The organism is Rhodococcus sp. IEGM1428 (genome assembly GCF_050321865.1).
In the GTDB taxonomy this organism is placed as follows: domain Bacteria; phylum Actinomycetota; class Actinomycetes; order Mycobacteriales; family Mycobacteriaceae; genus Rhodococcoides.
In genome coordinates this window covers 16,180-29,106 of sequence record NZ_JBNQFW010000004.1, presented here as the reverse complement: position 1 = coordinate 29,106, position 12,927 = coordinate 16,180, and the positions used below count along the sequence as shown (strand labels likewise).

15 protein-coding genes and 1 tRNA gene are annotated in these 12,927 nt (G+C 66.0%); 7 read left to right on the top strand and 9 right to left on the bottom strand.

Annotation, left to right across the window (positions count from 1 at the left end; genetic code table 11):
• Nucleotides 1-331 precede the first annotated feature (331 nt).
• Entirely contained in the window at nucleotides 332-1,063 is a 732-nt protein-coding gene (locus ACQR3T_RS18385) for a hypothetical protein (protein WP_428694430.1), read from the top strand.
• Here ACQR3T_RS18385 and ACQR3T_RS18380 read toward each other — a convergent pair.
• A complete protein-coding gene (locus ACQR3T_RS18380) occupies nucleotides 1,030-1,818 on the bottom strand; it encodes a TetR/AcrR family transcriptional regulator (protein WP_428694429.1) in 789 nt (262 codons plus the stop codon). The two genes, ACQR3T_RS18385 and ACQR3T_RS18380, sit on opposite strands and share 34 nt — an antisense overlap.
• Before the next feature lie 83 nt (nucleotides 1,819-1,901).
• On the opposite strand from ACQR3T_RS18380, the gene ACQR3T_RS18375 reads away from it, so the two are divergent.
• The 4 genes from ACQR3T_RS18375 (at nucleotide 1,902) to ACQR3T_RS18360 (ending at nucleotide 3,555) form a co-directional block, all read left to right on the top strand.
• Nucleotides 1,902-1,983 (top strand) — tRNA-Leu (locus ACQR3T_RS18375).
• 71 nt (nucleotides 1,984-2,054) lie between these two features.
• On the top strand, nucleotides 2,055-2,714 hold the full coding sequence (locus ACQR3T_RS18370) for a maleylpyruvate isomerase family mycothiol-dependent enzyme (protein ID WP_428694428.1): 660 nt from the start codon (nucleotides 2,055-2,057) through the stop codon (nucleotides 2,712-2,714).
• 89 nt (nucleotides 2,715-2,803) lie between these two features.
• Nucleotides 2,804-3,205 carry a transcriptional regulator gene (locus tag ACQR3T_RS18365; protein WP_428694427.1) on the top strand — a complete coding sequence of 134 codons (402 nt, stop codon included), beginning with the start codon at nucleotides 2,804-2,806 and terminating at the stop codon, nucleotides 3,203-3,205.
• On the top strand, nucleotides 3,202-3,555 hold the full coding sequence (locus tag ACQR3T_RS18360; protein WP_094619761.1) for a DUF3817 domain-containing protein: 354 nt from the start codon (nucleotides 3,202-3,204) through the stop codon (nucleotides 3,553-3,555). Before ACQR3T_RS18365 ends, ACQR3T_RS18360 begins: the two co-directional genes overlap by 4 nt.
• A 2-nt stretch (nucleotides 3,556-3,557) precedes the next feature.
• On the opposite strand, the gene ACQR3T_RS18355 is transcribed toward ACQR3T_RS18360, so the two are convergent.
• The 8 genes from ACQR3T_RS18355 to clpS all read right to left on the bottom strand — a co-directional run bounded on the left by ACQR3T_RS18355 (nucleotide 3,558) and on the right by clpS (nucleotide 9,410).
• Nucleotides 3,558-4,367: an esterase/lipase family protein gene (locus tag ACQR3T_RS18355; protein WP_428694426.1), complete on the bottom strand. Its 810-nt coding sequence runs from the start codon at nucleotides 4,365-4,367 to the stop codon at nucleotides 3,558-3,560.
• A 3-nt stretch (nucleotides 4,368-4,370) separates the two neighbouring features.
• Nucleotides 4,371-4,985, bottom strand: coding sequence for an RdgB/HAM1 family non-canonical purine NTP pyrophosphatase (rdgB, locus tag ACQR3T_RS18350; protein WP_428694425.1), 615 nt, complete (start codon nucleotides 4,983-4,985; stop codon nucleotides 4,371-4,373).
• Nucleotides 4,978-5,763, bottom strand: a complete 786-nt coding sequence (gene rph, locus ACQR3T_RS18345; RefSeq protein WP_032375961.1) for a ribonuclease PH — start codon at nucleotides 5,761-5,763, stop codon at nucleotides 4,978-4,980. The genes rdgB and rph overlap by 8 nt, the downstream gene beginning before the upstream one ends.
• Before the next feature lie 21 nt (nucleotides 5,764-5,784).
• The gene (locus tag ACQR3T_RS18340; RefSeq protein WP_176457261.1) at nucleotides 5,785-6,543 is read right to left on the bottom strand and encodes a cyclic nucleotide-degrading phosphodiesterase; all 759 of its coding nucleotides are present in this window, start codon (nucleotides 6,541-6,543) and stop codon (nucleotides 5,785-5,787) included.
• Between the two features lie 112 nt (nucleotides 6,544-6,655).
• The gene (locus tag ACQR3T_RS18335; protein WP_371829126.1) at nucleotides 6,656-7,237 is read right to left on the bottom strand and encodes a rhomboid family intramembrane serine protease; all 582 of its coding nucleotides are present in this window, start codon (nucleotides 7,235-7,237) and stop codon (nucleotides 6,656-6,658) included.
• A gap of 107 nt (nucleotides 7,238-7,344) precedes the next feature.
• Nucleotides 7,345-8,430, bottom strand: a complete 1,086-nt coding sequence (locus ACQR3T_RS18330; RefSeq protein ID WP_428694424.1) for a P1 family peptidase — start codon at nucleotides 8,428-8,430, stop codon at nucleotides 7,345-7,347.
• 9 nt (nucleotides 8,431-8,439) lie between these two features.
• Nucleotides 8,440-9,009, bottom strand: coding sequence for a DUF2017 domain-containing protein (locus ACQR3T_RS18325; protein WP_428694423.1), 570 nt, complete (start codon nucleotides 9,007-9,009; stop codon nucleotides 8,440-8,442).
• A gap of 41 nt (nucleotides 9,010-9,050) precedes the next feature.
• Nucleotides 9,051-9,410 carry an ATP-dependent Clp protease adapter ClpS gene (gene clpS / locus ACQR3T_RS18320; RefSeq protein ID WP_170944785.1) on the bottom strand — a complete coding sequence of 120 codons (360 nt, stop codon included), beginning with the start codon at nucleotides 9,408-9,410 and terminating at the stop codon, nucleotides 9,051-9,053.
• 150 nt (nucleotides 9,411-9,560) lie between these two features.
• Between clpS and ACQR3T_RS18315 the strand changes: the two genes are divergently transcribed.
• Both ACQR3T_RS18315 and ACQR3T_RS18310 read left to right on the top strand, forming a co-directional pair.
• Nucleotides 9,561-10,817: a nicotinate phosphoribosyltransferase gene (locus ACQR3T_RS18315; protein WP_428694712.1), complete on the top strand. Its 1,257-nt coding sequence runs from the start codon at nucleotides 9,561-9,563 to the stop codon at nucleotides 10,815-10,817.
• Between the two features lie 50 nt (nucleotides 10,818-10,867).
• A complete protein-coding gene (locus tag ACQR3T_RS18310; protein WP_428694422.1) occupies nucleotides 10,868-12,916 on the top strand; it encodes an ATP-dependent DNA helicase in 2,049 nt (682 codons plus the stop codon).
• Nucleotides 12,917-12,927 lie beyond the last annotated feature (11 nt).

The window sequence follows — 12,927 nt, the reverse complement described above, 5'->3', positions numbered from 1 at the left end:
TCGTCGACAGGTCTCTCCGCGCTGCTCAAGATTGACACAAAATCATGAGGAAATCCTCAGGTTTGCTCGGACGTCCGAGTGCTACCAGCGAGTACGCCCCGTCGGGCGGCATTACTTTTCGTTTACCCAACTCGTCGGTAACCCACGTTCACGCTGGCGAGGGGATCGCCCCGGCGCGCAGAACATGAGGAAACCCTCGCATTTTTCGTTATCTTTTCGTGATGTGATCTCGAGCACAGATGAGCTCCGGCCAACCCTGTCGGTGGGGTCCTCTAGCTTCGTCACTCGAACCACTCCTCACGAGGGTGGTCGACAGAATTCGGGGGAATTCATGTATTCATCGGTAACAGACATCTGCACGCCGAACGAACTCGACGCAGTACTGCTGCACATCGAATCGGTTGCGTCACAATCACGTTCGCCGCACTGGACACCCGGGTGGCGAGGCGAGAGCGAGGTCGCGTTGCTCGATGCACTGTTCTCCGCCCGCGCCCCGTACGGCGGACCGACCAGCGGGGTCCGCGCAGTGCTCGCGCGATGGCGGTCGCATCGTGGCGATAACCGACTCGACGACTTGACAACACTCGCAGAACTGACCTCGGACCCGGATGTACTCGTCGAGATTCTGTCCAACCGTCAGTTCGTTCCGGGCAACGGTCGAACCAAGGCAGCAGCTGCAACCGTGGCGGCACAGACGTTGATCTCGGTGGGGTTGCGTTGTTCGACCGATTTCGAGCAGCACACGAACGAACAATTCGACGCGTTCCGCGCGATCCCCGGCCTCGGCGAGACCACCTGGGAATGCATGCTCATGCACCTCGGGGTGCGCACCGACAAGGCGACCGCACATCTGAACTCGTTCGTCGCCGACGCACTCGAACCCCTCCACCAGAACCTCGCCGCTGGAATTGCCGAAGACCGCTCCCCCGTGATCCTCACAGCGGCAGCGAACGCACTCGGCACCGACCTCGCCTCGCTCGAGCACGCAGTGTGGCGATACCAGCACAAATCACGCAGGGCGAAGCAGCGTCACTCCGAAGCGGAATTGCGATCGGCAGGCTGACCGCGAGACATCAGCGCCTCCACACCGTCGAGAATGCACTCCAACCCGAACCGGTAGGCGTGCACAGGGTCGCTGGCGGCGTCGTACGACGCCGCCGCGGCCGTTCCGACCCGAGACGACACCGGAAAACGCTCACGGTCCATCACCCGTTCGATGATCGGAGCAGTGGCCGCCCACCACTGAGCGTCGGTCATTCCCGACTGCTCCTTCACCCGCACGACGCCCGCGAGGGCACGCGCGGTACCGGAGACGTGCGTGAGTACGAGTGTGAGCACGGAGTCGATCTCGATGTCGGTCAGGCCGGTGCCGACCAGGGGGCGTAGTTCGGCCTCGTACTTGTCGTTGGTGTGCGGACCCAGCACCGGCCGCGCCCCCTCCGCCTCCAGCAGCCACGAATGCCGTTCATACAGAGACCAATTACGTTCGGCGACGAACCGCAGAGCAGGACGCCACCCGCCGGGAACAGAGGACGGCTCGTCGACATGCGAGTAGAGGCCGACAAGGGATCGGTCGATCATCAGATCCGCCAACTCCTCTCGACCCGGAACGTGGGTGTAGAGCGACATTGCGCCGACCCCGAGATGCTCGGCCACGTTGCGCATCGACACGGACTCGAGGCCGTGCGCGTCGGCCAGCTCGATGGCGGCGTCGACGATCGCATCCACGCTCAGCCCTGTTCGGCTCGGCTTCGCCCCCACTCGCCACAGCAACTCGAGGATGCGCGCAGGGTCGAACGAGTTCTCCTTCTTCACCACCCGGCGAGCCTAATCGGAGGTCGACCTGGCTCGACGAACCGCGTCGCACGCGCAGGAGCTTCGGTTGTAGACTTCATCGGCACGCGCGAGTGGCGGAATTGGCAGACGCGCTGGATTTAGGTTCCAGTGTCTCAGGACGTGGGGGTTCAAGTCCCCCCTCGCGCACAACGGTCGTTCGGCCCGGCGTTTCTCGAGACTCCCAGGTTTGCAGGTTCCGACGTGTGAAGGTGGCTCGTATGTCCAGCGATCCCGACGACGACGCGATCTTCGCCGAAATTTCCGACGAACGACGCTCCATAGCGCGCACACTCGAGACCTTGACCCCCGAACAATGGGACACTCCGTCGCTGTGCGACGCCTGGACTGTGCGCGACGTCGCCGCCCATCTGGTGGTCCCGCTGATCGTCCCCCTCTGGCAATTCGGCCTCGCCATGGCACGTACCCGAGGCAACTTCGACCGGGCCAATCAGCTGATGACCCAGCGTGTGCGTCGCAAGCACGGCGTCGAATTGCCCGCGCTCCTCACAGCTCACGCAGACAAGAAGTTCACCCCGCCGGGACACGGGCCGATGGCTCCCTTGTCCGACGTCATCGTGCACGGTTTGGACATGTGTCGACCGCTGGGCATCGAGCACCACGTTCCCGACCACCGCATGATCACGATGCTCGATTTTTTGGTGCCCGCAACCGGCGCAGCACCGTTCAAAGGCCCCGAGCTTCGATTGCAGTGGCGCGCAACCGATCTCGACTGGACCCGCGGCGACGGTCCGATCATCGAAGGGTCGGCGGGCACGCTGGCGCTGCTTCTGACTGGACGTAGCAGCGCTCTCGCAGACGTCACCGGGCCCGGTGCCGAGCAACTCGCCCAGGCACGGGCCAACCGTCGTCGGGCATGAGGCGCACCCGAACCGTCCATGGTGAGAATCACCGCGGGCGGGCACCACGCGACTACCTCCGGTAGTAGCACCTCCGGTACCGTCGAAGCGTGACCACCTCCCGCCCGAACCGTCGACCTGCGTTGATCGCGCTGGTCGTGGTGGCAGCGGCGGTCTGCCTCGGCCTGGGCTGGTGGCAGTGGGAACGCTTCGAGTCGGTCGGTGGCAACGGCCAGAACCTGGGGTACGCGTTCCAGTGGCCATTGTTCGCCGCGTTCGTGGTGTACGCCTACCGCAAATTCGTCCGACTCGAGGACGAGGATCCGGACGAAGCGGCAGCCACGCGACCCGACGGTCCCACCGAGGTGCCCCTCGACCTGCTTCCCCAGCGGCATGCCCCGGCGGCGGACACGAACGATCTCGACGATCCCGAGGCCCGGCAACTGCTCGAATACAACAGCTACCTCGCGGAGCTGAACGAATCCCGCGGGACCGACAGGAGCACCACGTGAGTTCGGCACCGGAGAAGGCGCAGGCATCTGCGAACAAGACCCAGAAGATTGCATCCGCGTTGCTGCGTTACCGCGTTCTGGCCTATGCCACCGGTATCTGGTTGCTGGTCCTCGTGGCCGAGATGGTCGCGAAGTACATCTTCAAGGTCGAGAACGTGCCGAATTGGATTGCCGTCGTACATGGTTGGGTCTACCTCGTGTACCTGATCCTGACGATCGACCTCGCGATCAAGGTGCGCTGGCCCGCAGGCCGCACCATCGGCACGCTACTGGCCGGCACCATCCCGTTCCTGTCGTTCTACATCGAGCACAAGCGCACCAAGCAGGTCAAAGCCGACTTCGCCGTCTGACGTCAGCAGCTGATCGGCTGCGCGTTCTCCGGATCCAGTGCGTTCTGCACCAGCCGCTGGGCGAGCGGATCGTAGGAGATCCCTGTGTGCTCGACGAAGTTGGCCGGGCATACGTCCTGCAACACCACGTTCGTGTTTCCTGCACCGGTCAGCAGTGACGCGGTGTACGGAACGACGATCTGGTCGTAGCGGGTGACGATCGTCGTGTACTCGATCCCCGTGACGGTGTCGCTCCCCTCGTTCAGGGTCTGCAGCACGTCGTCCTGCATGGGCGGGCCCGCAGTCGGATAGTTCGGCGGCGACAACGCGACAATCCGTGCCACCGTGCGATCCCCGCCGAGGAAGCGCGCGTAGTAGCGGGGCACCGTGCCACCCTTCGAGTGGCCGACGATCGACACCTTCTCGGCTCCTGTTGCCGCGAGGACGGAATCGACGAACGTCGACAGTTCCGCAGCGCTCTCGGGGATGGACTCGAGTGCTCCGAGCGCGGGCACCGGCCCGGTGTTGCCGTAGTCGATCGCGAACACGCAGTACCCGGCATCGGCCAACTTCGGCGACAAGGACGCCCAGTTGTCGTACGAGTTCTCCAGGAAACCGTGCACCAGCACCACCGGTTCCGGGTGCTGCGCACTGGGGACGCACGAGTAGTCGTTCGAGCCTGCAGGCGTCACTCCCGGGTGCGCGATCGAATATGCGAAAGCCTCGGCGAACGAGCCCGCCGCAGGTGTGGCCGAGGCCGGGATACCAGTCAGAACCACCGCGACGCCGGCGAGCGCAACCGACGTACGCCCCAGCACTGCGCGCGCCCCCACGAGCTACCGCCCCGTCAGTTCTTCGAGCGCGGGAACAAGTTTGCGTAGCGCGCGGCCACGATGCGAGGCCGCGTCCTTCTCATCCGGGCTCAGCTGCGCTGCACTGCGGCCGTCGCCTTCGGGAACGAAGACCGGGTCGTAGCCGAAACCGTTCTCCCCCATGGGCTCTCGCCCCACGACCCCCCGCCATTCCCCGCGGACCACGGTCTCGCTACCGCCCGGCAGCACCAGAGCACATGCCGATACGAATGCCGCCCCGCGGCGCTCGTCGGGCGTGTCCGTCAACTGAGCCAGCACCAGCGCGGTGTTGGCCTCGTCCTGCCCGTGTGTACCCGACCAGCGAGCCGACAGCACCCCGGGCATCGCGTTGAGTGCATCGATCTCGATTCCGGAATCGTCTGCAACACAAGGCAATCCGGTGGCCGCGGCTCCGTCGCGAGCCTTGGCCAGCGCGTTGTCCTCGAAGGTCGCTCCGGTCTCGGGTGCCTCGGGGAAGGGAGGCACCTCGTCGAGACCGATCAACTCGATGCCGACGAGGCCGGCAGCGTCGAGAACTCGCCGCAGTTCACGCAACTTCTTCGCGTTGCGACTCGCGACCAGGAGCTTGGTATCAGGCACCGAATTTCTTCTTCGATCCCGCGGCGGCCGGCTCGGGCAGATCCCCCGGGTACGGCAGCGCCAGAGCTTCCTTCTGAACCTCGAACAACTTCTCGATGCCGACGAACGCGGAGTCGAGCAACTTGTCGAGTGTGGTGCGCGGGAAGGTCGCGCCTTCTCCGGTGCCTTGGATTTCCACCAGGGTGCCGGTGTCGGTGGCGACCACGTTCATGTCGACCTCGGCGCGCGAATCCTCTTCGTACGGCAGGTCGAGACGTACCCGTCCGTCGACGACGCCGACGCTGACTGCGGCGATCATGCACGAAATCGGCTGCGGATCGGCCAGGCGTCCCGCTGCCCGCAGGTAGGTGACGGCGTCGTTGAGCGCCACGAACGCTCCGGTGACGGCAGCAGTTCGGGTGCCGCCGTCCGCCTGGAGTACGTCGCAGTCGAGTGCGATGGTGTTCTCACCGATGGCGGCCAGATCGATGCAGGCACGCAGTGAACGTCCGACCAAGCGAGAGATCTCCTGGGTGCGTCCGCCGACCTTGCCCTTGACGGACTCGCGGCCGTTGCGGGTATGCGTCGCGGCCGGCAGCATCGCGTATTCGGCGGTGAGCCAACCGAGGCCGGATCCCTTTCGCCAACGCGGCACGCCCTCCTCGACGCTGGCCGTGCACATCACCCTTGTATTGCCGAACTCGACCAGCACCGACCCTGCCGGATGGCTGGTGAATCCACGGGTGATCTTGATGTTGCGGAGCTCGTCGTCCGCCCTGCCGTCTTCTCGTCTGGACACGACTCGAAGCCTAGCGCGTCCTCAGACGGTGAATACGTCCCCCGGAAGAACGGCATGCACCGGTCCACTGAACTCCGCTTTGGCCTCGGCTATGACGTCCTCGCGAGACGTCCACGGCGGAATGTGAGTGAGCAGCAATTCTCCGACCCCGGCCTCGCGAGCGATTCGGCCGGCCTCGGTTCCGGACAGATGCACGCCCTCGGGTCGCTCGGGACTGTCGGTCCACGATGCCTCGCACAGGAACACATCGGCTCCGTGCGCCAGATCCCGCACCGCCTGACACATTCCCGTGTCGCCGCTGTACGTGAAGGTGCGGCCCTCCCCGGTGGTGATCCGCATGCCGTACGACTCCGGCGGATGGAACACCTGCCGCGTCAGAATCGACAGCTTGCCGAACTCCACGGTGCGGCCGTCCACCCAGCGTCGCAGGTCGATCGTGTCGGACATGTCGTCGATCTGCCCGCCGCACTCGGCCGAGGCGACTCCGAGTCGAAACGCCGTGTCCTTCGGCCCGTAGACGATCGCTCGACCTTCCGGCGGGTTCGGATGGTAGCGACGCCACACCAGCAGACCAGGAACATCGAGGCAGTGATCGGCGTGCAGATGTGAGAGCAGAACACTCACATCCCCCGGGTCGGCGTAACGCTGCAACGCCCCGAGCACGCCGGGACCGAAGTCGAGAACGACCGGAGCGGTCTCCTCTTCTTCCAGCAAGTAGCCCGACGCGGGTGAATCGGGTCCGGACACGCTGCCCGAACATCCCAGGACGGTAATTCGCATGAAAGCCATGCTGCCACGCCGAGAGCATCACCAGAAACGTTCGGGCAGTATTCACAGCGCGAGTCGGCGAAATTCACCAGCGACGACAGGTGTGTCTGCAGTTACCTCGCGCCTACGGAGTGAGCCGATCGAGCGATTTCGCGCGCGACCTCTCGGCGCGCGCATCGGCCGACAACAGTCGAGCGGCGATGACTCCGCCCACCGCACCGAACAGATGTCCCTGCCACGAGATGTTCGGATCACTCGGGAGCACGCCCCACAGGGCGCTGCCGTACAGCACGAACACCACCACACCGATCGCGAGTTGCCCGAGCTTGCGAGTGAAGAAGCCGCGCACCAACAGGTACGCGATGAACCCGAAGATCAGAATCGACGCGCCGATCGTGTTCGTGTACGAGCCAGCGGTGAGCCAGGTACCGAACCCGCCGACCACCCAGATGATCCCGGTGGCAGCCAGACCGCGCGCCATACCGGAAAGCAACACCAGAAAACCGAGCACGACGATCGGCACGGTGTTCGCGATCAGATGCTGCCAGTCGTCGTGCAGCACGGGCGCGAACAGAATGCCCCACAACCCCTCGACCGAGCGGGCCTGGATCCCGTTGCGTTCGAGCCTCGACCCGCTGGCCACATCGATGATCTCGATGATCCACAGCAGAGCGGTGAATGCCCCGACGTAGACGGCGGCTTGCATCCAGACCGGCCGCTCACGCTTGCCGGGAAGCTTGCCGATATCACTCATGATCGCCTCCAACCTCGGTTCCTCCACGGTACCGGTCAGGGACGGGTCGAGACCTGCCCTCAGGTACGCGACGCGGCGAACGCCGACGGGAAGATCTGGCGGTAGGTAGGGATGCCGGCCACCGAGGTGGCGTCGAGCAGAGCACGCACGATGGCCCGCTCGACGACGATCGCCGCGGCTTCGGTGACCGCGGCCAGCACCGGCAGCTCCGCCGAGAACGCGGCGGGGACCGCGGACTCGGCAGTGACGGCTCTGGTGCCCGTGGACACGGCAAAGATCGTGTCGCCGTCGAGGGGCGAGTGCGCAGGCCGGATGGCCCGGGCAAGACCGTCGTGACCCGCGACGGCAATCCTCTTGCACGACGCCGACGACAGTGTCGCGTCGGTGGCGACCACACCGATCGTGGTGTTCAGGGCAGTGCCCTTGGGGTCGAGCGCCGAGGCGGTCCACACCTCGTTGACGTCGGGCTTGCGCATGCCGAACGCTGCAGGCCCGAGTGTGCCGGTGCCCCACAACAATCCGGTGCGGGGGTCGAATACCGCGCCTACAGGATTGGCGACCATCAGCGCCGCGACCGTCACCCCGTCGGCCGGACCGCCTTCGATCACCGTGCTCGCGGTGCCCACGCCGCCCTTGAGCACTCCGGCACGAGCACCGACTCCTGCTCCGACCGATCCTGTCGCGAATTCGGCCGCCGCTGCTGCCGCCGCGAGATAGCCGAACTCCGAGGTCGGACGCGCCGTCCAATCACCGACCGGAAGATCGAAGATCACCGCAGCCGGCACGATCGGAACGACGTGATCGGGACTGCCCATCGGAATGCCCTGACCGTGCTCTTCCAGCCATCGCATGACGCCGTCCGCGGCCGCGAGTCCGTACGCACTGCCCGCGGTCAGCAGGATCGCGTTGACGTGCTGAACGGAATGGCTCGGATCGAGCAGATCGGTCTCGCGCGTTCCCGGCCCGCCGCCGCGGACGTCGACTGCGGCCGTCGCTCCACCGAGTGCACGCACCACGGTGGCACCGGTGGCCGAGCCGGATCCCATCGTGACGTCGTCGTCGAGTTCGTGATGGTGACCGACCAGAAGACCTGCCACGTCGGTCAGAGAGTCCCGCGGTCCGGGGTTGGAGAAGGCTGCGGTCACGCGCGCGTCCTAGGGAATGAGGACCTGTACGAGTGAATCCTGCATCCAGGTCAGCCAGTGGTACACATCGAGATGCGGAGCGCGAGGATCACCCTCGTCGAGGACGTCCGGTGTGTCCGCACTGATCCCCAGCGTCGTGCCGAGCGCCAGCCTCACGTCGTTGAGGCCGGTCAACCATGCATCCGCTTGCTCCTGGGTCAGCACGATCTTGCCACCGGCTTCGGGAAGCGTGGCCAGGATGATCGATCCGGCCGCCAACTTCTCGTCGATGATCTCGGGCTCGTGGAGGCCACGCAGAGCGCCGTTGAGGTCGGTCGGATCCTCCTCGTCGCGGCTGGGATCGGCGCGGTGGAAGTCCGGAAGCAGCCGCGCCAGCGCGGCATCGTCGGGCGGAGTGTTGTGGCCGGTACGCAGACCGGTCAGCGCGGCCAGCTCGTCGGTGGGGGCAGCGGCGGATCGGTCGCGCAGCAGTCCCAGTACCGAGCCGACGAGAGACCGAAGCACTGCCGCCTCACGCGCGTCGATCTCGGATTTGATCTTGACCCCGGACAGCGAATTCCGTCTCGTCCACGTGCGCACTGTTGCTGATGTCCTTGTCTGACGAAAGAGGTGGTGAGCTACTACTTGTCCTGCTGCATCGTGGCCCACAGACCAGCCGCATGCAGGCGTCGAACATCGTTCTCCATCGCGTCGCGCTCGCCGCTCGACACAACGGCTTTGCCCTCGGAGTGCACCTGCATCATCAGCTCGGTGGCCTTGGCCTTGCTGTAGCCGAAGAGCTTCTGGAACACGTAGGTCACGTAGTGCATCAGGTTGACCGGGTCGTCCCACACGATCGTGACCCATGGAGTGTCGTGTGACTCGTCGGCAGCAACGGCCTCGGTCTGGGCCGGAACCGCCTGCGGTGACGCAGCGACAACATCACCTGCCGAGACGCCGTCCACGGGCAGAAGCGTTCCATCCACCGTCAACCAAGGCATGTCCACAGGGTACGGCGTGTCGGGCCAGCGTCACACGCTCGCCCCTGCGCTCGTAGTGTGGGCGAGGTGAGCAACGACGCGACCAAAGATCACGCGATTTTCACCGACGACGTCAGTACCGCGCTGCTGACCGATCAGTACGAGTACACGATGCTGTCGGCCGCTCTGGCCAGCGGTAACGCAGATCGTGTCTGCAGCTTCGAGGTCTTTGCGCGACGGCTGCCTGCGGGCCGCCGGTACGGAGTTCTCGCGGGCACCGGCCGCATCCTCGACGCCATCGCGCGCTTTCGATTCGGCCCGGACGAGCTCCGGATCGTCGCCGAATTCCTCGACGCCGATACCGTCGAATGGCTGCGCAACTACCGCTTCACCGGCGACATCGACGGCTACCGCGAGGGCGAGCTGTACTTCCCCGGCTCCCCCGTTCTGACGGTCCGCGGCACCTTCGCCGAGTGCGTCGTCCTCGAAACGCTCGTGCTCTCGATCCTCAATCACGACAGTGCGATCGCCTCCGCGGCAGCACGAATGGTGGCGTCCGCGAAGTCCAGGCCGATCATCGAGATGGGATCGCGTCGAACCCACGAGGAAGCGGCCGTCGCCGCATCGCGTGCGGCGTACCTCGCCGGGTTCACCGCGACGTCCAATCTCGAGGCCGTCCGCCGGCACGGCGTCCCCGGAGCCGGCACATCGGCTCACGCGTTCACCCTGCTGCACACCACCGTCGACGGCCCGGACGAACGGTCCGCATTCGCGGCGCAGGTACGAGCACTCGGCGTGAGCACCACGCTGCTCGTCGACACCTACGACATCACCCAGGGCGTCGCCAACGCCATCGAGGTCGCCGGGCCCGAACTCGGCGGGGTACGCATCGATTCCGGCGACCTCGGAGTGCTCGCGCGGCAGGTTCGCGACCAGCTGGACGCTCTGGGTGCGCCGAAGACCAGGATCGTCGTTTCGGGCGACCTCGACGAGTACGCCATCGCCGCACTGCGGGCCGAACCAGTGGACTCCTACGGCGTCGGCACGTCACTGGTCACCGGTTCCGGTGCCCCGACGGCGGGCATGGTCTACAAGCTGGTCACGGTCGACGGCATCCCTGTCGCCAAACGCAGCAGTCACAAGGAATCGCGCGGAGGCACCAAGGCCGCGGTACGAACGGCGCGCAGCACCGGCACCGCCGTCGAGGAGATCGTGCACCCCTTCGACTCTCCACCGACCATCGGCGACGATCTGACGGTGGAGACGTTGACCACGCCGTTGGTCCGCGGCGGCGAGCGCGTCCCCGGCCTGCCGACGCTGGCCGAAGGCCGTGAACTACTGGCCGGGCGCCTGGTCAGCCTCCCGTGGGAGGGCCTGAAACTGTCCCAGGGCGAACCGGCGATACCCACCCGCTTCGTCGAAGGTTAGGGGCGGTGTCGATGCCGAACCCGGTGGGCAATCGGCAGTAGTCTTCTTCGGTGCCGTCGAAGACCGAGTTGCCAACCGTTCCCGCTCTATTGCAGGTCGCGGTGCACTCACTGGGCGGCAAGGAACGCAGCAATCAGCTGACGATGGCCTCGGCGGTGGCGCACTCGATCGATACCGGTGAGCATCTCGCGGTGCAGGCAGGCACCGGTACCGGAAAGTCCCTCGCCTATCTGGTTCCGAGCATCAGGCACGCGGTCGAATCCGGAAAGACCGTCATCGTTTCCACGGCCACCATCGCGCTGCAGCGGCAGTTGGTCGATCGCGACCTGCCGCGCCTGTCCGACGCACTGACCGAGGCTCTGGGTCGACGACCGAAGTTCGCGATCCTCAAGGGCCGCAACAACTACTTGTGCATGAACAAGATCCACACCGGTGCCGCGCAGGAGGCACCGGATGCAGAACTGTTCGACCCGTTTGCGGTCTCGCGGATGGGCCGAGAGGTGGTGCGGCTGACCAAGTGGTCGTCCGAGACCGAGACCGGCGACCGGGACGACGTCGTGCCCGGAGTCAGCGATCAGGCCTGGCGCCAGGTCAGCGTCACTGCGCGCGAATGCCTCGGCAAGTCCCGCTGCCCCGTCGGCGAGGATTGCTTCGCCGAGCGCGCCCGCACCGAGGCTGCCCAGGTCGACGTCGTGGTGACCAATCACGCCCTGCTCGCGATCGACGCGATCACCGGCATCCAGATCCTGCCCGAGCACGACGTCGTGGTCGTCGACGAGGCCCACGAATTGGTCGACCGAGTGACCGGCGTTGCCACCGAGGAACTGTCTGCCGCGACCGTCACCGCCGCGGCGCGCCGGAGCGCGAAGTTGATCGAAGAAGAGACGGTGGACCAGCTCGAAGGTGCAGCCGAGAACTGGGCCGCGATTCTCGACGAGCTGCCCCCGAGTCGCTGGCAATCTCTGCCCGACGGCGTCGGGCCGGCCCTCGCCTCCATCCGCGACGCCGCCTGGGCAGTGCGCACCGCGATCGGCCCCAACAAGCAGGGCATGGCGGCCAGCGATCCCGAGGCTGCCGCGGCCCGCAGCGCAGCACTCGTCGCGGTCGACGAGGTGCACGACAGCGCCGTCCGAGTTCTCACGGCCTTCGACGAACCCGATCCGGCCAAACGCAGGGACGTCGTCTGGCACGCGGTCGACGATTTCCGCGGCAACGTCAAACGCACGGTCCGTATCGCCCCGCTCTCGGTCGGCGGACTGCTCCGAGCGCGCCTGTTCGCCGAGTCCACCGTGGTCCTGACGTCGGCAACCTTGACCGTCGGCGGGTCGTTCGACGGGTTGGCCGTCAACTGGGGCCTGCCTGCGGAGACGCCGTCCCGCAGCGATACCGCGATGGCGTCGGGAGTGGAACCGCCGTCCGATACCGGGTCGATCCGGTGGAACTCGCTCGACGTCGGGTCGCCGTTCGATCATGCCCGCGCCGGCATCATGTACATCGCCAAGCACCTCTCGCCGCCCGGACGCGACGGCCTCTCCAAGTCCTACCTCGACGAAATCGAGTCTCTGGTCAGCGCAGCCGGAGGACGCACACTCGGACTCTTCTCGTCGATGCGTGCAGCCAAGGCCGCCGCGGAGGAAATGCGCGAGCGACTCGATACGCCGATCCTGTGCCAGGGCGACGATTCCACCGGCGCACTGGTGCAGAAGTTCGCCGGCGACGAGGCCACCTCCCTGTTCGGGACGTTGTCGCTGTGGCAGGGAGTCGATGTGCCGGGCCCGTCGCTCAGTCTGGTGATTCTGGATCGGATTCCGTTTCCGCGGCCCGACGATCCGCTGCTCGTAGCCCGTCAGCAGGCCGTCGAATCCCGCGGCGGCAACGGGTTTCTCGCTGTCGCCGCCAACCATGCCGCCCTGCTGCTCGCGCAGGGCGTCGGCCGGCTCCTCCGCAGCGTGGACGACAAAGGCGTTGTCGCCGTTCTCGATTCACGTCTCGCCACCGCCCGCTACGGCGGTTACCTCCGAGCCTCGTTGCCTCCGTTCTGGGAGACCTCGGACCCGGAGGTGGTGCGCAAGGCGCTCACCCGTCTGGCGGGAAAGTAGCGCCACTACCG